This is a genomic window from Austwickia sp. TVS 96-490-7B (assembly GCF_019331795.1).
GTDB lineage: Bacteria > Actinomycetota > Actinomycetes > Actinomycetales > Dermatophilaceae > Austwickia.
Map to the genome: position 1 here is coordinate 262,766 of NZ_JAHPZL010000001.1, position 24,598 is coordinate 287,363.

General features: G+C 62.5%; 20 protein-coding genes. 10 read left to right on the forward strand and 10 right to left on the reverse strand.

The window, feature by feature from the left end; genetic code table 11:
* Nucleotides 1-537: 537 nt before the first annotated feature.
* From KEM60_RS01180 to arcD, 4 genes are all read left to right on the forward strand, one after another.
* Entirely contained in the window at nucleotides 538-1,767 is a 1,230-nt protein-coding gene (locus KEM60_RS01180; protein WP_219105661.1) for an arginine deiminase, read from the forward strand.
* Nucleotides 1,768-1,771: 4 nt separating this feature from the next.
* Entirely contained in the window at nucleotides 1,772-2,773 is a 1,002-nt protein-coding gene (argF, locus tag KEM60_RS01185) for an ornithine carbamoyltransferase (RefSeq protein WP_219105662.1), read from the forward strand.
* Nucleotides 2,774-2,780: 7 nt separating this feature from the next.
* On the forward strand, nucleotides 2,781-3,743 hold the full coding sequence (gene arcC, locus KEM60_RS01190) for a carbamate kinase (protein WP_219105663.1): 963 nt from the start codon (nucleotides 2,781-2,783) through the stop codon (nucleotides 3,741-3,743).
* A 318-nt stretch (nucleotides 3,744-4,061) separates the two neighbouring features.
* Complete coding sequence (gene arcD, locus KEM60_RS01195) at nucleotides 4,062-5,540, forward strand: arginine-ornithine antiporter (protein ID WP_219105664.1); 1,479 nt, start codon at nucleotides 4,062-4,064, stop codon at nucleotides 5,538-5,540.
* Between the two features lie 116 nt (nucleotides 5,541-5,656).
* On the opposite strand, the gene KEM60_RS01200 is transcribed toward arcD, so the two are convergent.
* From KEM60_RS01200 to KEM60_RS16785, 3 genes are all read right to left on the reverse strand, one after another.
* Nucleotides 5,657-6,157 carry an arginine repressor gene (locus KEM60_RS01200; protein WP_219105665.1) on the reverse strand — a complete coding sequence of 167 codons (501 nt, stop codon included), beginning with the start codon at nucleotides 6,155-6,157 and terminating at the stop codon, nucleotides 5,657-5,659.
* Between the two features lie 372 nt (nucleotides 6,158-6,529).
* Entirely contained in the window at nucleotides 6,530-7,780 is a 1,251-nt protein-coding gene (locus KEM60_RS01205) for an MFS transporter (RefSeq protein ID WP_219105666.1), read from the reverse strand.
* Nucleotides 7,781-7,839: 59 nt separating this feature from the next.
* Entirely contained in the window at nucleotides 7,840-8,250 is a 411-nt protein-coding gene (locus tag KEM60_RS16785) for a 2OG-Fe(II) oxygenase (RefSeq protein ID WP_219105667.1), read from the reverse strand.
* Between the two features lie 220 nt (nucleotides 8,251-8,470).
* Here KEM60_RS16785 and KEM60_RS01215 point away from each other — a divergent pair, with 220 nt between their 5' ends.
* The 4 genes from KEM60_RS01215 to KEM60_RS01230 all read left to right on the forward strand — a co-directional run bounded on the left by KEM60_RS01215 (nucleotide 8,471) and on the right by KEM60_RS01230 (nucleotide 11,045).
* Complete coding sequence (locus KEM60_RS01215; RefSeq protein ID WP_219105668.1) at nucleotides 8,471-8,887, forward strand: tetratricopeptide repeat protein; 417 nt, start codon at nucleotides 8,471-8,473, stop codon at nucleotides 8,885-8,887.
* A 267-nt stretch (nucleotides 8,888-9,154) separates the two neighbouring features.
* Nucleotides 9,155-9,355: a hypothetical protein gene (locus KEM60_RS01220; protein ID WP_219105669.1), complete on the forward strand. Its 201-nt coding sequence runs from the start codon at nucleotides 9,155-9,157 to the stop codon at nucleotides 9,353-9,355.
* A gap of 177 nt (nucleotides 9,356-9,532) precedes the next feature.
* Nucleotides 9,533-9,676, forward strand: a complete 144-nt coding sequence (locus KEM60_RS01225) for a hypothetical protein (RefSeq protein ID WP_219105670.1) — start codon at nucleotides 9,533-9,535, stop codon at nucleotides 9,674-9,676.
* A 388-nt stretch (nucleotides 9,677-10,064) separates the two neighbouring features.
* Nucleotides 10,065-11,045, forward strand: a complete 981-nt coding sequence (locus tag KEM60_RS01230) for a threonine--tRNA ligase (protein WP_255574108.1) — start codon at nucleotides 10,065-10,067, stop codon at nucleotides 11,043-11,045.
* Nucleotides 11,046-11,104: 59 nt separating this feature from the next.
* Here the strand turns inward: KEM60_RS01230 and KEM60_RS01235 are convergent, their stop codons facing one another.
* Together KEM60_RS01235 and ccmA are read right to left on the reverse strand one after the other, a co-directional pair.
* Nucleotides 11,105-11,791 carry a hypothetical protein gene (locus tag KEM60_RS01235; RefSeq protein ID WP_219105672.1) on the reverse strand — a complete coding sequence of 229 codons (687 nt, stop codon included), beginning with the start codon at nucleotides 11,789-11,791 and terminating at the stop codon, nucleotides 11,105-11,107.
* On the reverse strand, nucleotides 11,791-12,492 hold the full coding sequence (gene ccmA, locus KEM60_RS01240; protein WP_219105673.1) for a heme ABC exporter ATP-binding protein CcmA: 702 nt from the start codon (nucleotides 12,490-12,492) through the stop codon (nucleotides 11,791-11,793). The genes KEM60_RS01235 and ccmA overlap by 1 nt, the downstream gene beginning before the upstream one ends.
* A 1,731-nt stretch (nucleotides 12,493-14,223) precedes the next feature.
* Between ccmA and KEM60_RS01245 the strand changes: the two genes are divergently transcribed.
* On the forward strand, nucleotides 14,224-15,189 hold the full coding sequence (locus KEM60_RS01245) for an alpha/beta hydrolase (protein WP_219105674.1): 966 nt from the start codon (nucleotides 14,224-14,226) through the stop codon (nucleotides 15,187-15,189).
* A 127-nt stretch (nucleotides 15,190-15,316) separates the two neighbouring features.
* Entirely contained in the window at nucleotides 15,317-16,972 is a 1,656-nt protein-coding gene (locus KEM60_RS01250; RefSeq protein WP_255574109.1) for an MFS transporter, read from the forward strand.
* An 8-nt stretch (nucleotides 16,973-16,980) separates the two neighbouring features.
* Here KEM60_RS01250 and KEM60_RS01255 read toward each other — a convergent pair whose 3' ends face one another.
* The 5 genes from KEM60_RS01255 to KEM60_RS01275 all read right to left on the reverse strand — a co-directional run bounded on the left by KEM60_RS01255 (nucleotide 16,981) and on the right by KEM60_RS01275 (nucleotide 24,022).
* Complete coding sequence (locus KEM60_RS01255) at nucleotides 16,981-17,607, reverse strand: alpha/beta fold hydrolase (RefSeq protein ID WP_219105675.1); 627 nt, start codon at nucleotides 17,605-17,607, stop codon at nucleotides 16,981-16,983.
* Nucleotides 17,604-18,359: a DUF998 domain-containing protein gene (locus KEM60_RS01260; protein WP_219105676.1), complete on the reverse strand. Its 756-nt coding sequence runs from the start codon at nucleotides 18,357-18,359 to the stop codon at nucleotides 17,604-17,606. The genes KEM60_RS01255 and KEM60_RS01260 overlap by 4 nt, the downstream gene beginning before the upstream one ends.
* The gene (gene lysX, locus KEM60_RS01265) at nucleotides 18,356-21,640 is read right to left on the reverse strand and encodes a bifunctional lysylphosphatidylglycerol synthetase/lysine--tRNA ligase LysX (protein WP_219105677.1); all 3,285 of its coding nucleotides are present in this window, start codon (nucleotides 21,638-21,640) and stop codon (nucleotides 18,356-18,358) included. Before lysX ends, KEM60_RS01260 begins: the two co-directional genes overlap by 4 nt.
* Nucleotides 21,637-22,767, reverse strand: coding sequence for an esterase family protein (locus KEM60_RS01270; RefSeq protein WP_219105678.1), 1,131 nt, complete (start codon nucleotides 22,765-22,767; stop codon nucleotides 21,637-21,639). The genes lysX and KEM60_RS01270 overlap by 4 nt, the downstream gene beginning before the upstream one ends.
* Before the next feature lie 196 nt (nucleotides 22,768-22,963).
* Nucleotides 22,964-24,022: a hypothetical protein gene (locus tag KEM60_RS01275; RefSeq protein ID WP_219105679.1), complete on the reverse strand. Its 1,059-nt coding sequence runs from the start codon at nucleotides 24,020-24,022 to the stop codon at nucleotides 22,964-22,966.
* Nucleotides 24,023-24,598 lie beyond the last annotated feature (576 nt).

Sequence of the window (24,598 nt, forward strand, 5' to 3'; positions counted from 1 at the left end):
ACCTGCATGTGGGCTGAGCCTGTGACCTGTGGATGCACTCACCGAGCGATCCCCCACCTCTGATTGAATTTCTTTGACACCCAGTGATATTCACAATATGGGCCACAGGTGGGCCCCTCATTCCGCCGGCACCAGCTACCCGATGCAGACATTCCCTGACGCGGCACACCTGTGGTGCGGCCCAGGATCACGGTTCCGGTGGGCAGGAGTAGGGTTCGAGGTGACACGTCACACCAGTCGAACGACCGCACTGAGGTGTCGTCAAAGACTCTCGGCTCGACTTGTCAGCGCGACGCAATGAGCCTCCAGCACTGACTGTGACGCACATCACATGACTAGGGTCGACAGTGGCGTGAATATATGCCGCCACGCGACCGCGGCATAGGACCAACAACCCTGTGTGGCTATTCATTGGCGCCGAACTTTCCCACACAGACGTCTGGTTCGCCCTGGACATCGCGTCCTAGAGTCGTGGACAACCCCCTCGAACGCCACCACGGACGGTCGACACGACCGATTCCACGGAAAGGATGGGTCATGCCCAAGGCCTATGTAGGATCCGAGGTCGGGCAGCTGAAGAGAGTCATTCTTCACCGCCCCGGCCAAGAACTCGCCCGACTCACCCCGAGCAACAAGGACGAGCTCCTTTTCGATGAAATTCCCTGGGTTGAAAAAGCCCAGGAAGAGCACGACGAGTTCGCCAACACCCTGCGCGGCCTGGGCGTGGAGGTCCTCTACCTCGAACAACTCCTCGCGGAAACCCTCGACATTCCTGAGGCCCGCGAGCACCTGTTGAAACAGCTGCTGGATATTGAGGTCTTCGGGCCCGGCGCGATCGACCCGCTGACCCGCCTGCTGTCCTCGGTCACCGCCGACGAACTCGCTGGCTTCCTCATCGGTGGCCTCACCAAAGCCGAGGCCCTGGAGCATGGCGTCGATGTGAAGAGCTCCCTGGCCTTCGCCACCATGGACTCCGACCGCTTCCTGCTGGCCCCGCTGCCCAACCACCTGTTCACCCGCGACACCTCCTGCTGGGTGTATGGCGGCGTCGCCGTGAACTCGATGCGGTGGAGCGCTCGCATCCGCGAGTCCATGAACTACGACACCATCTACCGCTACCACCCGACCCTGTCGGTATGCGCGCCATTCGAGCGGTGGGGCGGCGGACTCGGCGTGGGCCACGCCACCATGGAAGGTGGCGACGTCCACGTCCTGGGCCGCGGTGCCGTCATGATCGGGATGAGTGAGCGCACCTCCCCGCAGGGCGTGGAGCGCCTGGCTGGCCAGCTGTTTGCCAAGGGCGCTGCGACGAAGGTCCTGGGGATCCAGCTGCCGTCGTCCCGCGCCACGATGCACCTGGACACCGTGATGTCGATGGTCGACGACCACAGCTTCACGAAGTTCGCCGGGCTCGGCATGCTGCCGTCGTACACCCTCGAACCGGGCGACGGAACGGACTTGAAAGTCACCGCGCACGCCCCGGAGAAGATGCACGACGCGATCGCTGACGCCCTAGGCATCGACTCCGTGCGCACCTTGACGGCCCCACAGAGCATGGGTGCTGCCGAGCGCGAGCAGTGGGATGACGGATGCAACGTGCTGACCGTGCGTCCCGGTGTGGTCGTCGCCTATGAACGGAATGTCACGTCGAACCGTTTCCTGGAAGAGAACGGCGTCGAAGTGCACACGATCGCCGGTTCCGAACTGGGCCGTGGGCGTGGTGGCCCACGGTGCATGAGCTGCCCCATCGAGCGAGAGGACATCTGAAGTCATGGCCTTCAACCTGCGTCACCGTAATTTCCTCAAGGAGATCGACTTCACTCCAGCGGAGTGGCGTCACCTGCTGAAGCTGTCTGCCGACCTGAAAGCCGCGAAATACGCGGGCACCGAGCAGCCGCGACTGAAGGGCAAGAACGTCGCCCTGATCTTCGAGAAGACCTCGACCCGTACCCGGTGCGCCTTCGAGGTCGCGGCGTACGACCAAGGCGCCGGGGTCACCTACCTGGAGCCGAGCGGCTCCCAGATCGGGCACAAGGAGTCCATGAAGGACACCGCTCGCGTGCTGGGTCGCATGTACGACGGCATCGAGTACCGCGGATCCTCGCAGTCTCTGGTGGAGACCCTGGGCGAGTTCGCTGGCGTCCCGGTGTGGAACGGCCTGACCGACGAATGGCACCCCACCCAGATGCTCGCTGACCAGCTGACGATGATCGAGCACTGCGACAAGCCGTTGTCACAGATCGCGTTCGCTTACCTCGGTGACGCCCGCAACAACGTGGGCAACTCCCTGCTCATCTCCGGCGCGATGGCTGGCATGGACGTGCGGATGGTCGCTCCGAAGGCGTTGCAGAACTCCGAGGAGATCATCGCTCAGGCCAAGGAGATCGCCGCGAAGACCGGGGCACGCATCACCATCACCGACGACGTGAAGGCGGGAGTCGCGGGCTGCGACTACCTCTACACCGACGTCTGGGTGTCAATGGGTGAGCCCAAGGAGGTCTGGGACGAGCGCATCACGTTGCTGAAGGACTACCAGATCAACGCTGCGGCGATGGCAGCCACGGGCAACCCGAACGTGAAGTTCATGCACTGTCTGCCGGCGTTCCACGACCGCAACACCAAGGTCGGCGAAGAGATCTACCAGGCGACCGGCATGGACGCCCTGGAAGTCACCGACGAGGTGTTCGAGTCGGACGCGTCGATCGTTTTCGACCAGGCTGAAAACCGTATGCACACGATCAAGGCGGTCATGGTCGCCACCCTGGGAGACTGAGGAACCCATGCGTATTGTCGTAGCGCTGGGCGGTAACGCCCTCCTGCAGCGTGGCCAGAAGCCGGATGCGGCGACCCAGATCGCCAACGCCGAGCGGGCCATCGCTTCTCTGGTGCCTCTGGCCCAGGAGCACGAGCTGGTCATCACGCACGGCAACGGCCCCCAGGTAGGTGTGCTGGCGTTGGAGTCCGCGCAGGACCCGAACTTGACTCGCCCGTACCCGCTGGACACCTTGGGCGCACAGACCCAGGGCATGATCGGCTACTGGATTTTGCAGTCCCTGCAGAACCATCTGCCTGGACGGCAGGTCGCAGCGATGGTCAACCAGACCCTCGTGTTGGCCGACGACCCGGCGTTCGATGACCCCACCAAGTTCGTCGGTGAGGTGTACGACGAGGCTACGGCGCAGGCCAAGGCCGAGGAGATGGGCTGGGTCGTCAAACCCGACGGGAAGTATTGGCGTCGGGTGGTGCCCTCACCGAAACCGCAGCGTGTGGTGGAGACTCGGATCATCCGGTCCCTGCTGCGCTCCGGGGTTCTCGTGGTGTGCAGTGGCGGCGGCGGCATCCCCGTCGTCCGCAACGAAGAGGGCAAACTCAGCGGCGTCGAAGCAGTCATCGACAAGGACCTCAGCGCCGCCGTGTTGGCTGAGCACCTTGAGGCCGATGCCCTGCTGATCGTGACCGATGTGCCCAACGTGATCCGGGGCTTCGGGACCGACCAGGCCGAGCCGATCCATCGTGCGACGCCGAAGTCGTTGCGTGACCTGGGTGCACCGGCCGGTTCGATGGGACCGAAGATCGAAGCGGCATGCCATTTCGTCGAGTTGACTGGCGACATGGCAGCGATCGGCAGCTTGGAGGACGCTGCCGGGATGCTGGCCGGCACGGCAGGTACCATCATCACGCCTGGCGGCGCCTACGGTTCGGTCGATGACCTCGGCCCGGACCGTCGCCCGACGGCATTCTGAGGGATCTCCCACTCGGCAGGGCGGAGGTGGCGTACGACCGTCACACCCCGGTTCACTTCCGCTCTGTCCTCCCCTCCGCCTGGTGGGGGCTGTCGCTGACGGCCCCCACCAGGTCGAGCGGGTCATCTCAGGGCGTGAGTGAAAACGGCGTACAGTGCCGACCTGGGGGTCGCATCGCCCTGATGTTGACTTTCCTTCCGCCCATCCTGGATTCTCACCTGTATCTGCCCCCGGGGCCGGTGTTCGGCCACACGTCATGAGCCTGTCAGACCGCGCCGACGACGGCCCCTCGACCCCGCATCGAGAACGGCAACTGCCATGACCACCAGCTCGTCTCCCACAGCTGCATCGGACAGCTCTTCTTCCGGCGTCGATGGCCGACTGAAACTGGGTGCGTTGATCGCCCTGGTCGTCGGTTCGATGATTGGCGGTGGGATTTTCGCCCTGCCGCGCCAGATGGCGCAGAGCGCCGCGCCGATCCCGCTGATCATCGGTTGGTTGATCACCGGTGTCGGCATGTTGACCATGGCGTTCGTTTTCCAGACGTTGGCCAACCGCAAACCTGACGTGGACGGCGGTGTCTACGGGTATGCCCGCGCCGGTTTCGGGTCGTACGTCGGATTCAACTCGGCGTGGGGTTACTGGATCAGCGCCTGGCTGGGCAACGTGGGATATCTGTTCCTGTTGATCTCGGCGTTGTCGCAGTTGATTCCTGTTTTCCAAGGACCAGACAACACGGTGGGCATTGTGACGGTGTCTGTCCTGTTGTGGGGCACCACGTTGTTGTGTGTCCGTGGCGTCCAGGAGGCAGCGTTCGTCAATACCGTGGTGACGATCGCGAAGATCGTCCCGCTGGCGATGTTCATCGTCTTGGGTTTGGTGGCGTTCAAATCGGGGATCTTCACCGCTGACGTGTGGGGCACCACCACGATCGTCACCACGGTTCAGGGCCCCACCTCGCTGGGATCCACCTTGGACCAGGTCAAGGGCATGATGCTCGTCACCGTCTGGGTGTTCATCGGCATTGAAGGCGCCAGCGTTTTCTCTTCCCGGGCACAGAAACGCTCGGACGTGGGCAAAGCCACTGTCATCGGCTTCTTAGGTGTGTTGGCGCTGCTGATCCTGGTCAATGTCATCTCGTACGGATTGATGGAGCAAGCCAAGCTGTCTGGCGTGGAAAACCCTGCATTGGGCCAAGTGTTTGTCGAAGTGGTCGGCCCGTGGGGTGCCACAGTGATTGCATTGGGTTTGGCGGTCTCACTGATCGGTGCGTTGTTGAGCTGGACGCTGCTGTGCGCGGAAATCTTGGCGTTGCCTGCGCACGACAAGGTGATGCCGAGCTTCATGGGGCGCCTCAACAGCAAAGGTGCTCCAGCGGTGGCGTTGGTGATCACCGCAGCCTGTGAACAAGCCTTCTTGCTGGCCACAGCCTCCAATCCCGGCGCTTATGACTCGTTTGTGCTGCTTGCATCGTCGCTGATCCTGATCCCGTACCTGCTGTCCACCGCATACCAGTTGAAACTTGGCATCACGGGGGAAACCTACGAACAGGATCCGTCAGCGCGGACTAAGGACCTGGCGATCGGGGCCTTGGCGACCGTTTACGCGATCTGGTTGTTGTACGCCGCCGGACTGCACTACCTGCTGTTGTCGGCGATGTTCTATGCAGTCGGTCTGATCGCCTACATCCCGGCACGACTCAAGGCTGGCAAGAAGATGCTCTCTCCTGCCGAGACGATCCTGGTCGCGGTCATCCTCATCGCAGCCGTGTACGGCGTGTGGTCGTTGGCGGTCTGACAGGTCAGTTCCTCCTGATCCTGCTCCGCTGAAGGCGGGGTCGATGACCGCCATCGTCATCGACCCCGCCTCTGCCGTGGGGAGCGGGCCCACGCCGTGGAGTACGGCGTCCCAGATCAGGGGCGGGCTCGACCGCCCGGTTCGAGGAGGAGGTCGCAGATCTCTTCGGCGCTCGCGTCATCGGGAAAAATCAGCAAGGCGGTGTCGTCACCAGCGATGGTGCCCAACGTGCCCAGATCAGTGGTTTGGTCGAGGACCGAAGCCATGTAGTCAGCAGCGCCGGGTGGAGTGCGGACCACGACGAAATTTTTCACGGCGATGGCGGAGACGATGAACTCTTCACAGACGTGACGCAGCCGCTGATCCAGCGTTTCTTGATCCGGTGCCGGGCGGGGGGTGGTGTCACCGCCGAGGCCAGGGAGGGCATAGACCAGTTCGCGGCCTTTACGGACTTTCACCGCCCGTAAGGTCATCAAGTCACGCGACAGCGTCGCCTGGGTCACGGTCACGCCGTGTTCAGCCAGGTGGGCGAGCAGTTCGCTCTGCGAATGGACACTTGAGCGCGACAGGATATCCGCGATCAGCTGATGTCTGGCACTCTTCGTGTTGGCGATCATGTTTCACTCCTAGGCACCCACGCGCCGTCCGAACCTCCGTCAACCTTGCATGAGCCGGTGTCCGCCACCCCCCTGAGGTAGCGCCGGCCCAGGACCGCCGTACAGGATGCCCCCCGCTGCGGTCAGCGCCTCCCGGCACCTGTCTTTACCACCGCAGCCGGGCCCTGAGGGATCCACGCTTCCCCACCCGTCTGGTACCGACGAACGTCCGGAAGCGACGAAGGCTGAGCTTGCCTATTGTGGCATCTCTCCCTGGTACGGCGGGCCTTCCCGGGAAGAACCAGTCAGTCGTGGCACCCTCCAGTCACCCTCGACCCGACAGGACCCGTGCAATCGGCTTTTTACCCCATCGCTATAGCACGATTGGGACCTTTATGGTGCGACGCATCTGGGGATACGCCGCATCGGTCTCAGAGCGCCCAGCGCTACAAGCGCTAGGCCCACCGCGATGACGATGAACGTGGAGCTGATGCCGATGGCTGTAGCCACGAAACCTAATACCAGCGAGCCGAGCGGCAGGCTGGCCATGATGGCGACTCGGGCGCTGGCATTGACTCGCCCGAGAAGTTCCTTTGGGGTGAGGCGTTGCCTGAGTGTCACGAGGGAAATGTTTATGAGCGGCCCGCTGACGCCAAACATCAACTGCGCCGCCAGGAAGAGCCAGATACCGCCGTGCCCGAACGCAGCGGCCGTGCCCATTAACACTCCTCCTGCCGCCATCAGCACGAGTGACGCCAGCACGAGCGCGCCCTCTCCACACCACGCGTTCAGTCGGGGCGTGACAGCGGCAGCCAGGAGGGCACCAGCTCCCTCGACAGCAAGAACAAGACCAAGCTGGGTAGCAGACATGCCCAGCGTCTTAACGGCTAGTAATACTTGGAGCGCCATCACTCCCGAGATAAAGAAATTTGACGCCGACGCAGCGACTACAACTGCCCTGATGAGAGCATGGCGTCGGATGAATCTAAGACCTTCGCGGACCAGAGACAACAACGCAGGGGGCGGGTCGTCTGGACCTGATCCCGTCCCACATTGATCTAACGTTGCTCTACGACGCTGCAGGAGTGGCAGCAGCAATAACGTCGCGACCCCGTAACTCACGGCATCCAGGCTTAGGGCGTCAGGCGCCGAGAGGACAGATACCAGTGCGCCTCCCAAAGCAGGCCCGGTCAGCTGCGCCACCGACCGGCTGAGCTCGAGCCGACTGTTCGCTGTGGCCAACTTGTCGGGTGAGACAACGTCGGCGACGTACGTTTGGTAGGCGACATCGAAAAAGACAGCGAAGACACCTGCCGAGAGGGCGACACCAAGCAGCCACCAAATGTTAAGCATCCCCAGCAGATGGGCCATGGGGATCAGGGCGATCAGCAGCATACGGACGAGGTTCGCAGTGATCATGATCGGCAGCGGACGTCCGCGATCCACCCACACCCCGACCAAAAGCCCGAGAAACACTACGGGCAGCCAGCCAGCCGCCGTGAGCACGCCCATCTCCAACTCTGAGGCACCCAGCAACTCCACGGCGGTGAGCGGAACAGCGATGAGATTGACCTGGGTGCCGAACATTGAGACGGTCTCCGCTCCCCACAGGAACCAGAACGCCCCACGATGGCGACCAGACACCGACGATGTGGGTGCTCCAAAGTGACGGTCTGGCCTCTTTGCCTGAGAACCGCGGAGCTTCATCCGGTACTCCAGAAGGTGACGTTTAGAGAGCGACGGGGGATGTCAGTGAACGATTCCTCGACGGCATGCCAGGACGAGTTGGGCCTCACAAGCACAGCAGACGCGCCTGCCGTGGGGGCGAGTTTACACACCGCCTGGCCAGAATAAGGCGTGCTCTGAATCAAAAGCCGGCCTCCGCCCGATTCTGTCCACCTCTCAGTCAGATAGAAGATTTGGGTCAAGGCCTTGTCCGGTTTGTCTACGTGGGGTGCGAGAAAGTCGCCAGATCTAGACTCCCAGATGGTCGCGGTGCGTCTGATGCTGGAAAGGCTTACGCTTGTCACCTCTTCCAACATCTCTACATACCGTTCACCAAAGACAATATCTAGGAAGCGGCTCCAAAGATCGGCCAGGGCCGAGCAAGTCATGTCGGCTCATTTCTTCGCCCCAGCCGTAAGTCCGAGCCTGAATTCCACCGAGATCCGGCTCGGACGGCCACCTGTCACGATATCGCTTTGCTCAAGAGCGCTCGCCGAACAGGAGTTGCCATGAGGCCGAAATCGGATCGACCTCAGGCATCGTCGACTTTGATGCACACGGTGCCGGCGAGCCTCGGCACTCCTCCCGTGACCTGACAGACTAGGCGGCATGCGCCAGTTGGTGGGGTCATGCCCGGCCACGGATGGCAGAGCTGCGTTCGAGCTCGCCGGGATGTATGACTCCATAGGATTTGAAGCCGAGGCCGGCGCCGAATACGAACGCGCTCTCGCACTAGGGCTAACCGAGGATCGACATGCCCAACTTGCCGTCCAGTACGGTTCAACCCTGCGGAACCTCGGCCGACTCGACGAAGCGATCAGTGTCCTTCAAACCACTCCCACACATGTGACGACAGGCTGTGCACCGCAACTCGTTCTTGCCCTCGCCCTGCACAGCGCCGGGCGCAAAGACGAAGCCTTGCAGGTAGCCCCGAACACTCAGATCGACACGCTACCGCGTTATCAGCGCTCAATGCGCAACTACTCCGCCGCACTCACCGAGCAGCCAACATCAGACGAGCCATAGACACGCTAGAAACCAGAACGCAATCAAGTCACCCTCCTGCAAGATGCACTCCTTGCCGTCGATCAGGCCTTGATTGTCGGACCGCTTGGCACACAGCGGGCAGGGCGGCAGCACCACGTCGTCAGACGTTGAATCGAAACTGGTTTTTCCAAGAAGGAAACAGCTGGAGTGGCCCGGATTATCAGAAAATCGATTCGTTGCCAGATGAATCGATAGTTGTCGCAAGCATATTTTACGACCCCACATATACCGACATATCAAACCTGCATGTCCCAATTTATTTATACGCGCCATGGGGCTGGAAAATGGAATTCCATTCACTTTGCGCCATCGATCGAAGTTTTCGTTGAATCTCTTGCGATTTTTGAAGAAGTACTGCTTGGAGATTTTGCTGAAGACGTGTGGGGTAGTGCTGGCTTTATCGAAGGGTTGAATAATCGCCTTGAAGTGCACCTTGAAGCCCAGTGACCTCTCCAACCTCCTCATGATGTTAGATTAGCAGGCTCCCTCTCGCGCCACTTCAGTATTATCAGCAAAAAGGAATGGGTTCCATTCGGTGATGAGGTCGATAGTAGATGAATAAGTAAATACCAAAGGTTGCATTGTCGGCGTGTCATGAATACAGACGACGGGTTGTCAGAGAGCATGGTGTTACCACATTCAATCCTCGCAAAGACTGCCGTCGCCGTGTCCTATGCCGCAGGGATGACCAGCAAGCAGCGCACCGAGCCGATCCTGCTGATTGAGGAATTTTCACGGCGGCAACATCCCGAACTGCCCACCCTCTGATGCGGGTCCATCCCCACCACCAGGACCGCCGTTGATGGGGGGCGACAACCCCTGGCCTTGGGGCCGTGTCTGGCCTGGCCGGGCCCGGACCAGGTCTCAGTTCCGGTCGGCAATCGATGAATCTACGTTGCACACGTTGGGATAGGGCCTCTACCGTTGGTGCATGCGCAGTTATCAGCAGCAGACAACGACGCCGGATACTTCCGGCGCCGATACGTTGTTCTGACCAGCGCAGCGACTACCAGGCCCCGGAGTGATCCGGGGCCTTCGTCATTTCCGAGGCCGCGCAGACGGCTGCATCGATGTTCACACCCCAGTGCTGGGCAAGCGAGCCCTGTTCGAACGCTCCGGCCACTGGGCCAAGTTCAACGAGGATATGTTTCCTCCGATGAAGATCGGCGACGACGAAGTCGTCCTCCGGCCAGCGAACTGCCCCCACCATGCCTTGGTTTACGCCCAAGGCCGGCATTCGTACCGTGAATTGCCGATCCGCCTCAACGAACTCGCGCCCATGTTTCGCGCCGAACGCTCTGGGGTGGTCTCCGGCCTTCAACGGGTACGGCAGATCAGCCTCGACGACACCCACGTCTTCTGCCGACCTGATCAGGTCCGTGCCGAGGTCACTGCGGCGTTGCGCTCCGCACTGCAAGCACAACGCATCCTCGGTTTGCCGGTCGATTACGTGCGCTTGTCGCTGCGCGACGACTCAGATGCATGGTTAGGGTCCGCTCAGGATTGGGACACCCATCAGGCAGCGCTGCGTTCCGCCGCTCTGGGTGTCCTCGACGAGGAGGCTGTTGATCTGATCGAGGCCCCTGGCGAAGCAGCCTTTTACGGCCCCAAGCTGGACCTCCAGGTCCGCGACGGTCGGGGCCATGAAGAGACCATCGCAACTGTGCAGCTCGACTTCAACCAACCCGAACGATTCGATCTCATTTACGTGGACCAAGACGGTGCGCACAAGCGAGTTGTGATGATCCATCGGGGAACCGTGGGCGCGATGGAACGCGTGGTGGCTTCCCTCTTGGAGCGATACCAAGGGCGCCTACCGCTGTGGCTGTCTCCGGTCCAGGTCGCGATCCTGCCCGTCGATGAACGCCATGACGAGGCCGCAGACTTGGCCGCGCGTGAACTGCGACAACGTGGATTGCGCGTGGACGTCAAACGGGACGGCAGCCTCGGCAGCCGGATCCGGCAAGTACGACGGGCCCGAGCAAGTGTGGTCGTCGTCATCGGCGACCACGAAATAGCCCAGGGAATTGTCCAAGCCACTGACGGTAACGACGGCACGAGACACTCACTGTCCGCAGCCGAGCTCGCCGACCGCCTCGCCACCGCACACCAGGAAAGGTCAGCCATCGGATGGTGAGAGTCAAGCAGGGTCGACTTCGCCAAGGACCGCCGTATCCGCTCTGAGAGTGTTAGCTCCTATGACTCATTCAGGACGATTCGCTCTACGTCTAGCTTGACAAAGGCGATACCGGCGGCACCGCCAAGGATTACGGCTAGCCCTCCCAAGGTGCCAAGAGCAGTTGATATATTCGGAACACCGCCCGTGAAGAGACCAGCGAAGCCGAAGCCAGCGACGCCTAATATCGAAACCTGAACCAGTTTAGCTGCATTTTCTGACAGCATCCACATGGCATATCCGATCAGGACGCCAACAGACAGCGATATGGCCACTAGAAGTATTTGGACCAGGATCCCTAACAGTAGCCATGTTCCCCATGCACGCGAAATCAGTGCGAGCGTAAAAGTGATCATGAGATTAGCAGCCAAGGAAACCACGGCAGCAGCCGTCACCGGAAAGGCAAGCTTGCCCAGAAATCCTGAGCGCACACCCCACGGAAGGCTCAGATAGGTCTCAAGGGTTCGCGATGCCCTCTCTTCCCAAAATCTTACAGTCATCATAACAGTGGTGATAGCAGCGTAGAGGCTTCCATATATGGCATAAAAGAGAATAGCTGCAACGCTTTCTTGGGACGATATTTTTTGCATCCCCGTCACCACGGCCAGAATGGGTACCACCAGGACAAACATACCCGCTATGACTATTCCGGACCGCCGTCGATACGAGAGCAGATCCTTTTTACCCGCTGCAATAATCAAGTGCATTACTCGCTCTCCTGCACTTTCTGATAAAAGATCTTCCGATACCCGGCGTACGCTCCGCTGGTCTCGTCCCTGAGCACATCAACCGATCCATCGAAGACAACGCTTCCCGACAGCCCGATGACTCGTGTGCACAGACTGGATACTGCCTCGAGATCGTGCGAGCTCAGCAGGATAGACGTGTCAGTGCCCAGTTTCCTCAACTGCTCGATGAACTCCGCCTGCCCATCGGGGTCTAATCCCAGCAATGGTTCATCAAGGAGCAGCAGAGTAGGCTCCGATAGCAGTGACCGCGCGAGCCCCAGCCGCTTTCGCATGCCCAGTGAGTACTTGGATACGACACGCCCGTCAGTGGCGTCTAAACCTACCGTACTTAAGAGTAACTCCACACTCTGCTGCGAGCGGTAACACCTCTGGAAAAACTCCATGTTCTCCCGAGCCGTCAACGATCCATATAGTCCGTCGTTATCGAAGCAGAATCCGATGTGCTCATGTCGCTTGCCGACGGCCTGCTCGTCAAAGATAATTTCACCCTGGGTCGGCTTCAAGAGTCCCAACAGCAGTCGAAACAGCGTCGTCTTCCCGGCTCCGTTAGGCCCGATCAAGCCCACGCGCTCATTCCTGTTTATTTCGAAAGAAATATCAGATAGCACCGCGCGAGAACCAAATACTTTCGTGAGTCCAGCAACTGAGATCAATGCCATGGCTTTCCTCCAATCCACCGATAATAGGCGTGAACTTCATCGAGCATCGTCTCGATTTAAATCTCTAGGAAACAACGTTCTGCACATGCCAGTCGTGACTGACGTCTACGAGACGGCTCCACGAGACCACGACGAAACATCTATATTTTCTTAGACTTTTCACCCGGAGCGCGTCCACAATGCCCCACTTTGCCGCCACTAAGGAATCCTCCGGATCCAGACGCAACGAAACAGCTCCGCAGGAGAACACACTGAGAGGTATCACCAAACATACCCCATACGGGGTCGCGTGGAGGGCGTTTCGGCATTGGAGCGTAAAAAGGGCCTTGGTGAGGAGTGATGGACTACCTTGTACCCAGTATCTCGGCAGCCTCCATGCTGGCTTTACGCTCTCGGCATGGCTCGGCCATCAGCTGAAAGACCTGGCCCTCTTATTCAACATCAGCATCATCTTCGCTGAGCCACGGACGCCCCACATCTTCCTCATAACGCACTCATTGAACAGCGCACGCGTATTGATATTGACGCCGCCGAATTCTCAGTGCTGAAAACCGCATGTGGACTCACCTTGGTCAACAATTCAGCGGGATTCAAAAAACGTGATCTGCAGCATGAGCGGGGGACATAGCGTAGCCACCCCGAGAATCGCTACTGGCGGGACTCGTTAAACGCGCCAACTCGGGCAAGCATTTTCAGACCCTTATCAACCTGCCCCACGTCCCAGGGAGGATCGAGTGCCGGTGCCAATTGCTTTCGATCTCGCTGCCCATTTATAACCCCGACGATGCGGGCAAGCTCAGCGGTTATCTTAGCGCTGAGCTTGCCCGCACTTTATAAACCAGCAGTTTTCCCTCCGCTGCGGCTAACAACACGAAATCCGTTGAGAGGGAGGGACATTTGCTCACCACAGGGGTTGACGCGACCGTCATCAACGGATGTCGCCTTTCCTGAACAACATGTAGCCAGCGAAAAGCGGGATCAGGTTCCCAACTAGCGAAACATCGACAGCAGACCAGAGTACGCAAGGACCGCGCCTCTCAGACCGCCTCAGTCACCGTGCGAGCTTCTAGTAGCAACGAACAGGGAAACCATCTCCCACACCTCGCATGCCTCCTGCATGGTGGGTTCAAGCTCATCAGCCCCTCTTTTCTCTCGAAATCGTTAGCGCAGTGGCACTAACTTGCCCTTAAGCCCGCTGCGCATGTGGTAAAGATGCTTCTTGCATTGCCCAAAACCGCCATCCACCACCTTCGTCACTGAGGACATCGACCAAGAACTCTTCGAACTCAGCAGCGTGAATCACGCCCAACAGAGGCAGCCCCTACCCCCCGCCGATACATCATCGACCCAGCGAACTCTGTTATGTCATTCTGGGATGTTCTGAGTTTGGGTGACCACAGTCGAGAACGGTGATTAGCTGAGCCAGTCCTGCGGCAGGTGAGGACACAACATCGGCGCCTCCCTATGCCACGTCGTACGCACACTTCAAGGTCGTTGCCACGTTCTCTTGACCATCTCTGAGTGCCACGTGGATCCCACCGCGTCTGTCCCGTGGATTGCCTCCGGGGTCAGGCTGTCGCGGACACGTCCTTGGCCCGGCCGCCGCCAACGCGAGCAGGCAGCATGTCGCACCGATCGAGCCGAGCACATGCGCCGCCGAAGTCCGAAGGCGGTTGGCCGGTTTCGACGTATTGCCGGACCTGCCCCGGGCGGTGCGGTTAACCTGCACGCATGCGTAGCACAGAGATTGCTGTAGCCGCGTCCGACGGCGTGACGGTGCGGGGTCGTCGGTGGCTCCCCGATGAGGATGGTGCGGTGCGGGCGGTGCTGATCCTCGCGCATGGCATGGCTGAGCATGGCGCCAGATACGCGCCGCTCGCGGAGGTCGCTACCGCGTCGGGGTGGGCCGTGTGGGCTCATGATCACCGTGGTCATGGGTTGACGGCGACGGACAATGGCCAGCCGTTTGGGCACTTGGGTGATCGGGACGGGTGGCGGCTGCTCAGTGATGATCTTGACGTCGTACGGCGTGCTGCGGAGCAGGAGCATCCGGGGGTGCCGGTGTTTCTGCTGGGGCACAGTATGGGCAGTTTGGTGGTGCGCACCTATGTGTTGGATCATGCCGCTGGTCTGGCTGGGGTGGTGCTTTCTGGCACGGCTGGCGACCCTGGGGTGATGCGTCAGCTGGGGTTAGCTGTGGCTTCAGCTCAGGTGCGGGTGCGAGGGGTACGCCGTCCCTCGCCGTTGATGAACGCGTTGACCTTCGGGTCGTTTAACCGTCCGTTCCGGCCCGCTGGGGGCGCGGAGACGGGTTTTGAGTGGTTGTCTCGGGATGCTGAGCAGGTGCAGGCCTATCTGGATGATCCGTGGTGCGGGTTTGTGTGTTCGGCGGGGTTCTTCCGGGATTTGTTGGCTGGTGTCGCGCAGATCCATGACCCGGGCCGTTTGGCGGGGCTACCGGTGGGTTTGCCAGTGTTGTTGATCTCTGGTGAGGACGACCCGGTAGGGGGCCGCGGGGTGGGGGTGCGGCAGTCGGCGGCGGCGCTGCGGGTTGCTGGTCTGCGTGATGTGACGGTGCGGCTGTATCCCTCAGCACGCCACGAGATCCTCAACGAAACGTGCCGTGACCGGGTGACGAGTGAGCTGATGTCATGGCTGGAGGAGCATCTGGCACCGGCTGGGACGCAGGCTTCCTGACGGTGGGGCCGTTGCTGGTGTCGTGATCGGGTGGAGCACCCTCTCGACTTTGCCGTCATCCTGTCGTTAACATTGATACCGACAGGATGACGGCATGATCATGCCCTGAGCTCACCCAGGTGATCCCATGACCGCAACACCACCCCCCTACCCCCGCACTCCCCCCGCGCCAGCTGCCACCGACCGCCGACGCTGGTGGTCCCTGGTCGCCCTCGCTGGCGGACTGTCCATGATCGTCCTCGACGGCACCATCGTCGGCGTCGCGCTGCCCGCGATCATCGCCGACCTGCATCTCGACCTCACCGACGCGCAATGGATCAACAGCATGTACGCCGTGGTCTTCGCCGCCCTCCTCCTCACCTCCGGCCGCCTCGGCGACCGTCTCGGACGACGCAGGCTCTTCCTCACCGGCGTCACGCTCTTCGCCCTCGCCAGCGTGGCTGCTGGTCTCGCTGGCACGGCAACCGCTCTGATCGCTGGTCGAGCGCTGCAAGGGGTCGGTGGGGCCATGGTGCTTCCAGCGACATTGTCGACGGTAAACGCAACCTTCCGTGGTCCGGAGCGGGCCACCGCGTTTGGGATCTGGGGCGCAGTGATGGCGGGGATGGCTGCGGTGGGCCCACTCCTAGGTGGCTGGTTGACCACCCAGGTGACCTGGCGATGGATTTTCTTCGTCAATGTCCCGGTCGCTGTGCTGGTGGTAAGCCTAGGTGTGTGGGCGGTCGTCGAGACGCGAGAGCCTGACCGACGCCCCGGAGCTGACGTCGATGGCTTGTTGACCAGTGCGATCGGCTTCGGCTTGGTGGTCTTCGGGCTCATTGAAGGCAGCAGCGCGGGATGGTGGCGGCCGACGCGAGCCTTCTCGGTGGGCCCGTGGACCTGGTCGGCCGATGCGCCGCTGTCAATCGCGGCTTCAGCGCTCATTGCCGGGTCGGTCTTCGTGATGTTGTTCATCGTCTGGGAACGGCATCGGGCAGGAAACGGCCGGTCAGCGCTGCTGGACGTAGGACTATTTCGGATTGCGCCATTTGCCTGGGGCAATGTCACCGCGATGGCGGTGGCAGTCGGGGAGTTCGCACTGGTGTTTGTCTTGCCGTTGGTCTTAGTCAATGCCATGGGGTTGAGCATCATGCAGGCCGGGGTGGTGTTGTCTGGGATGGCTGCCGGGGCGTTCCTCGCCGGGGCGAGTGCCCGTCATGTCGCGGCCCGGCTGGGCGCTCCTCAGGTGGTGCTGTGGGGCTTGGCACTCGAAGTGTCGGGTACGGCGGGATGCGCGGTGCTGGTCGCTGCGTCGGCGTCTCCGTGGTGGGTGGGCGCGGCTTTGGTCTGGTATGGCGTGGGCTTGGGGTTGGCTTCGGCGCAGTTGACGTCGACTGTCTTGGCGGATGTCCCGGCGCGACTGTCAGGGGCGGCGTCAGCCACGCAGAGCACGGTGCGTCAGGTCGGCGCCGCGTTAGGGTCGGCACTGGCTGGGGCCATGCTTGCCGCACGAGTCGATGAGGCAGTTTCCCAGCGGCTGTCTGCGATCCCCCAGCTCCCGGATTCGGTGGCTGCTGCACTGGTCAAGGGCACTGGCGATTCTGGGGGCGGGATGATCAGTGCGCTACGAGCGCAAGGCGTCCACGGGCGTTTGGGGGACGTGGGCCCGCAGGTGGTGTCCGCATTGTCGGAGGGTTTTGCTCAGGCTGGTGCCGCTGCGATCTGGGTTGCGTGTGCTTGTCTGGCCTTGGGTCTGGTCGGAGCGGTGCAGGTGGTTCGGGCGAGCCGTCGTACGGCGTGTTGAGGACGCTGTTAGCAGCGTTCTCTGATCTCGTGCACTGCGGCGCGGATCGCTGCGGGACGCCACCACATCATGTTGTGTCCGCAGGGGATGATCTGCTGGTGGTGGACACCTGCTGTGCCCCAGGGGTGTTCGGCGCGCAGGTCCTCGACGAGGCGTTGTTGGTGCGACAGCCACCTGCGGTCCCAGGGCGTCGCCCCGGACCATGCTGCGGACAAGACGGTGATGGGGCGGGCTGGAAGTGGCCAATGGTGGGCGGCGGTGGCTCGGCGGGCTGCCCAGCGGGGATAGTCCGCCAGGTCGGCTCGTAGTCGGCTGGCCCAGGCCCACGGGGTGAAGCTGGTGGCGGTGGTTGCTGCGACCGCCAGGATGGGTGGCTCATCCGCGGGGATGGAGACGGCCGTAGCGGTCAGTTCGACGCTGGGGTCGCACAAGACCAGTCCAGCGACATTGTCCGGGTGGCGTCTGAGGTGTTCTACCGCGGCAAAGGCTCCCATGGAGTGCGCAAGCAGGACCGGTGGGGAAGCTGATTGATCGATTCCGCGCAGCGCAGCGCGGTAGGCGCCAGCGGTCAGTCCGGCACCGGGGAAGATCAGCACTGCACCGTCCGCGACCCATTGCCCTCGCGGTCTCATCATGCGTCCACTTCGCGGGCGATGGGGCGTCGGGCCAGTGGCGCCACCGAACCGGCCCGCCCGTGCCACAGGGCCACAGACAGTGTCGCCAGCCACGCTGAGGCACAGGTGAGTTGGGTGCGTTGGGCGATGCCCAGTAAGGATGGCCAGGGCCATTCGATGCTGGCCCGGGAGATCTCCATCATCGCCCACCCAGTCGCGACAAGATATCCCGCGGCGGCGGCCACCAGGATCGTCCCGGCGATCTGCGACCAGCGCCGAAGCCGAGGGACCACGATGGGGGTGAGCATCACCACGGCGACCAGCAAAGCCACTGACGCTGAGACGCTACTTCCGGTGTGCACGAGGTGCAGCCAGGGCACGTCACCAGCGGCTTCCCGGGCAGCGCATTGCTCATCGACGGTCGGCGCGCAGGACAGCGGAGCTCCGGAGTCGATGACGGTGGACAGCCCAAAGAGCGCCAGCGCCCACCAGCCAGTGGTCACCCACCGGGAGCGGCGCCGATTCAGCGCGGTGACTCCCCCAGCGAGCGCCACGGACGTCCCGGCCATCAGGTCGGCGGCGCGGAAGAACGTCGATCCTTGTTGGTCGTCGGCGGCGAGTTCGCTGGCGTAGCTGCGCACGGGGTCGATGCCGTCGGGGGCGATGATCGGCGCGAGGATCCAGGACATGTAGAGGATTGCGCCGACCATCAGGAGCAGGGCCAGCCATGACGATCTGACGCATCGGCTGGTCCCGCTCCTGATGATGCTCATCGCGGGCGAGCCATGGGGAAGGGCAGGGTTTCGCGGATGCTCGCCCCGGTGATGAGCATGACGAGTCGGTCGACGCCCATGCCCATTCCTCCGGTGGGTGGCATGCCGTGTTCGAGAGCGACGAGGAAGTCCTCGTCGAGTTCCATCGCTTCGGGGTCACCGGCGGCGGCGGCTTCTGATTGGGCGGTGAGTCGGCGGCGTTGTTCGAGGGGGTCGGTCAGTTCGGAGTACGCCGTACCAAGTTCGACTCCCCAGGCGACTAGGTCCCATCGTTCGGTGACGCCGGGGGTGGAGCGGTGGCTGCGGGTGAGGGGGGACACGGAGAGGGGGAAGTCGGTGTAGAAGGTGGGGCGGGTGGTGTGTTCTTCGACGAGATGTTCGTACATTTCGAGGGCGACGGTGCCTGCGTCCCAGGCTTGTTGGTAGGGGACGCCGGAGCGGTCGCAGAGTCGTCGTAACTCGTCGACGGAGGTGTCGGAGGTGATGCCTGGCCCGGCGGCGGGGAGCACCCCGGCGGCGACGAGCGCCTCGGAGATGGCGCCGTGCAGGGTTTTGACTGGCCAGTCTCCGGAGATGTCGACCCAGTCACCGTCAGGGGTGGGGACGACGCAGTTGCCGTTGGCGGCGATGGCCGCGTTCTGGATGAGTTCGCGGGTGAGGTCCATCATCGTGAGGTAGTCGCCGTGGGCGGCGTACGCCTCAAGGATGGTGAACTCGGGGTTGTGCGAGAAGTCGACGCCTTCGTTGCGGAAGGTCCGGCCTAGTTCGAAAACCCGGTCCATGCCGCCGACGCACAACCGTTTGAGGTAGAGCTCGGGGGCGATCCGCAGGTAGAGGTCGAGGTCGTAGGCGTTGATGTGGGTGCGGAATGGCCGAGCGTTGGCGCCACCGTGGATGGTTTGCAGGATCGGCGTTTCGACTTCAAGGTAGCCGTGCGAGCCGAGGGTGGAGCGCAGGGACGTCAGGACTGCGGAGCGTGCGGCCAGCCGGTAGCGGGTGGCTTCGTTGACGGCGAGGTCCAGGTAGCGCTGACGGACCAATGCTTCGGGGTCGGTCAGGCCGCGCCACTTGTCGGGCATCGGGTGCAAGCATTTGGCTTCCATCCGCCACGACGTCGCTAGGAGCGAGTCATGTCCGGCGCGGGAGGCGCCGCGGGTGCCGGTGATGCCGAGGAGGTCGCCCAGGTCGACGCCTTTGCGGAAGGCGGTGAGTTGGTCGGCGCCGCAACGGTCCCGTTCCAGGACGACCTGGACGCGGCCGGTCCAGTCGCGGATGTCCACGAAGACGACACCACCGAAGTCACGCACGCCGAGGACACGGCCAGAAATACTCGTCTGAGTGCCTTCAGGGAGGTCAGCCAGGGCGGAGGCGTCGTGGCTGGGGGGTTGGGCGATCGGCCACGGGTCGACGCCGTCAGCGATGAGTCCAGCCACTTTGGTACGCCGTACTCGCTCTTGTTCGCGGTACGACGGTTCAACCTGATCGGCGACGTAAATATCCAGGTCAGGGGCATTGCTGGCGACCCAGGCGAGGACGCCTCGACCGGCACGCCGGGGTTTGGCGCCGGGGACGAAGCCCTCGGCGATGGCCACGGCCAAACCGATGCGGGGGAGCTGTCCAGCTTCAGAGAAGCACAGGTAGCGGGAGACCCATTCCGGGGAGTACTTCACATTGGACCGATAAAGCGATTCCATCTGCCACCAGCGGGACAGGAAGATCAGTACCTTGCGCCACAACCGCAGGATCGGTCCGGCCCCGATTTCAGCGCCCTCTTCGAACACGGCCCGGAACATCGCGAAGTTCAACGAGACTCGGCGGATGCCCACCTCGTCAGCGCGACGACACAGGTCGGTGATCATCAGTTCGACGGTGCCATTGGGGGCATCTGGGGATCGCCGCATCACGTCGAGAGACACTCCGGCGCGGCCCCACGGGACGAAGGACAGCAACCCGACGGTGCGTTCCTGCGGGGTCCCGGCGTGTAGGACCGCTTCGGTGAGCAAGCAGCCGCCGTCGGCGGGGTCGCCCCAGCGACCCAAAGCCATCGAGAAGCCGCGTTCGTCGTCGCCGACGCGCCACTGGTCGACCAGGTCACCGAAGTGGGCGAGTTCGTCGGCGGGGATGTCATGCCAGCGGCGCATGCGCACGCTCAAGCCAGCTTTTTCGGCATGACCGACAGCTCGGCGTAAAGGAGCAGCTTCCGCTCCTCGCAGGGAGAACTTGCCGGTGTTGACGATCGCTTCGTCGCCGAGTTCGAGGACAGACATCCCAGAGGCGTGATAGGCGCGGGCACCGTCCTTAGAGGCACCGATCACCGCGGGAATCCAACCGTAGGGACGAATCGCGGCGAGCCACGCCTGGATCGCCCCCGGCCATGACTGCGGGTCACCGACAGGATCGCCCGCTGCGACACACACTCCGGCTTCAACGCGATAAGCGACTGCCGCAAACCCGTCCGGGCTGAACACGACGGACTTGTCCCGACGCAACGCGAAGTACGACAACGAGTCGTTCTGTCCGTGCCGGTCCACCAAAATTCGCAATGCCTGCTCATCGGCAGGGGTGAGCGCAGCTTCGGCGCGGCGTACCCGGAAGAGCACCACGAACGCCGACACCAACGCCGCCGACCCGAGGAAACCGGGGATCAAACTGACAATGCCTGCCGGTTGCGCGGAAACATAGTCATTGAAGTCGAAAAGCAGCGGGAAAATCTGCTGAAACACCCAGGAGAGCCGCTTGTCCGCGGGGAGAGTGCCGGGGAAGAGCTCCACCAACGCCCACCCCAGCATCACCGCGCCAAACAGTCCCCCACCGAGAGTGGCGGCAGCCCAGGCATAAGCGCCGCCGCGCACCCGAGTCCAAAACTGTCCGTACGTCGCCAACAGCACCATCAGCAGCAGGGTGTGCGCCACGACCCCAGACAGGTAGATGCCATTCTGCGGGTCGTCGACAGCGAGCATCAGGATGTCCATCAGGGTGTTTAACCCCGCCCATCCGACACAGACCGCCCACGCCACTCGTTTCCGGGCGGCCAGCGCACTGGAGACGAGCAGCAAAATCACCGACCAGACCGGGCTGGGAATGATGTCAGCGACGACACTGATCCACACCCCCAGGTCGGAGCCAGAGGCAAAGGGATCCTCCGACATCAGCACCAACGCCCCAGAGACGATGGCGTTGAACGCCACGATGGTGGCGAAGATGGCCGGGAACGCCCCTGAGAACCGCTGCCAGAGACGTCGGGGGGCTTCAGGGACCTCTCGGGGCATAGTGACCGTCATCGCGCAGCGAACCCCGGGATCGACTCGCCCAACCAGGTCAACACCTTCGGCATCTCAGCCTTCCACAGTTCGAATCGGTGGCCGTTGTCGAGCAGGATCACCGAGTGCAACGACGCCGGAGCTTTCACTTCGTCAAGGTACTGCTTGATCTGCGGCCAGTAGGGGCTCTGCTTACCGACCTGGATATACATCGCCACCGGAGGCATCTGTTTCCGGAGGGCATTGACAAGGTTGTAGCGCTCAGCAAGGGGACTGCCAGCAGGCCAGGGGTGAATGTCGGAGACAAAGTCCGGTTTGGGATACCCACCGAGGCTGACGACCGCCCCGAACGTCTCACTGTGGTAGGTGCCCATCAGTTGAGCGCAGTAGCCACCCATCGAATACCCCATCGCCGCCCATGACGCCCGGGCCTGATCGACACGGAAATGCGACCGGATGAAGTCGGGAATGTCCTTGCTGATCCAGGTTTCGATCTGCGGTTTGTCCTTCGTGCCGTTGACGCATTCGCTGTCATACCGGGCAGGCACAGTGACCTGCGGCACCACGATGATGGCCTCACGGATGCGGCCCTCATCGACAGCCGCGTCGAAATACTGCTGGGCGTTCATCGACTTGGTCCATCCGGTGGGGTTCGCCGGGAAACCATGGAAAGCCTCCACGACCGGGTAGGTCTTGTCGTGGGCGCTAGGGTCCTCGTAACTGCGCGGGAGGATCACCTGAATCTCCCCGGTGACTTTGCTCTCGGGGCCGGTGTAGTCGAGGTACGTCTGGATGCGCTCGCCCGGATTGGGAAGTGCCGGGAAGGTCGTGGGCGCTTTGGTCTCCTTGCGCTCCCCGGAGACGGAAGCCTCAGCGGCTTTCGCTGCGCTGTTGCCCTTCTGATCGGTCTGGGAGCGTCCTTCCGATCCGAGCAAGTCACCCCAGGACGAATACCACCCGTTCTGGCTGTTCATGTACGCCGCAACGGCGACCACCACCATCACGTTGACCATCGCCAGGGACAGCACGCGGGAGAGGACCTTCACCCAGGACCCGGTCAACCTCGGCAACCACAGGGCGGCGGCGACGAAAGCGGTCACCGCAACGACCACTGTGGTCGCTGTGAAGGGAATACCGGTGAGCTCCACAAGAATCCTTTCCTCGACGTATGTGTCGACTGCCGGTATGGCGGCGGTGGTGACCGATCGCTAACCGACATGGGTCGTGCCAGGGCCGCCCTGGTAGACCAGCCTGGTCTCCCGTGACGGCAGTGGGTCGGCCGGGGCGCTCCGACACCACCGCTCATGGCATTCTGCCAACGCTGGCACCACCATCAGAGGTTCCTCAGCGTCGCAGGCCGCCCCACAGTCGCTCCTGGCTGGTGCGGATCTGCTGCAACGTAGGGATTTCAGCACGGGCAATGAACCGCGCCAAAGCTTTCCGGTAGCTCGCCACCGTGACATCAGCACTGGCATGCCACCCCCCAGCAACCGGGATCACATCTAGAGCGTGAGGTGCCACGATCTGCGCGTACGCCGCCGTGGCCCGTTGGACGTCGACCGTCGTATCAGCGTCAGCATCCATCGCCCGCAGATACCCAAACGAGGCGTAGGGCAGCGCTCGCGGATCGGGACGCGGATAGAAGGACTCGATGTAGTCGAGTTGCTCCCCCATCCCGTCGCTGGTGACTGCCATCGATTTGACCCAGGCAGCGTGCGCTTCCTCCCAGGACAACGGCCACTTCCCGGCATAGGTGTTGTCAACAACGTATTCGCCCAGGTGGAGGGCAAATCGGTCCAGCGGCCCGCCCTTCAGGGGGTTGGGGATGTCGCCGGGAAGGTCAGGGAGTCGCTGGATCGCGGCGCCGACCTCCACCGCTGCTTGTTTCACTCCGGCCACACTGTCTGGTCCGGCTGGGCTGGAGTCAAAGACCAGCGCCCGGACAGTGATGCCCTTCTTGCCGTCAATGAGGCGGGCCACGTCGTAGGCGATCATGCCGCCCATGCTGATGCCGTAGAGATACACCGTGACCGGTGCCTGCGGCCTCCGGGTCGCATCGAGTCGGTTGACGACGGCGGCGGAAATCTCCGCCGGGTCGAGGTGGCCGCGCGATGGGGCGACGCAGAACGAATGCCCAGTGCTGCTGGTCACCGGCTCGAAGGAGGCCGCCACTGCGGGACAGAAGTCAATCCCGAAGCCAGGGAAAAAAATCCAGTACGCCGGTGTCCCGGTCTCGCTCTCGCTACTGGCGCCAGTGACGGTGGTGCTAGGGAAGCGGGCCCGGTTGATGGCTTCGAGAGCAGTGTTCGCCGCCACCAACACGAGGAAGGTCAGCATCAGCACCACGAGTCGACGGGGACGCCGCCGACGAGGCCTGGAGGTGCGCAGGCTGGATGTCGCCATATCCCCTCCCCCTGGTCGAGCGTCCGTCGTAGATGCCGTGCACGTGGCACATCGGCACAGCATCCGGGGAGGCAAGAAATGTGGCCGGATTCGGACGTGGATCGCGCGGGTGGCCGTCTCAGCTCCGACCCACCTCAATGCATGAATACACAGACTTAGCAATAACTTTCCCAGCCTGTTCCCTGGCGGCGCAGCGCAGAGGCCCAGGCGCGCGGATTACCGTCACGGACACGACCGACGGCAGCGGAAAGGACACCTGACCCCACCGCTGTCGGCGCAGCCGCCGTGACCGACCATCTCCAACCCCAGTGGGCTGTCACAGCGGTACGGGACGGCCACCCAGCCACACCCACGCGCATCGGTCAGGGCATGATGCCTCGGACCATGACACAGGACGGGCCGCGACATTGACCCGGTCGGCATCGTCCTCGACGATCCCCCCGGTACCCGCACGCCCCCTGCGGGTGTCGCCCCGCTGTGCCTTGGCCCGACGCGTACGCCCCGCGGAGACCGACATCGCCCCTCCCTGAGGTGTCGGACCCTCCCCTGCCGGTCGACCGCGCTTGTCCCTCGTGC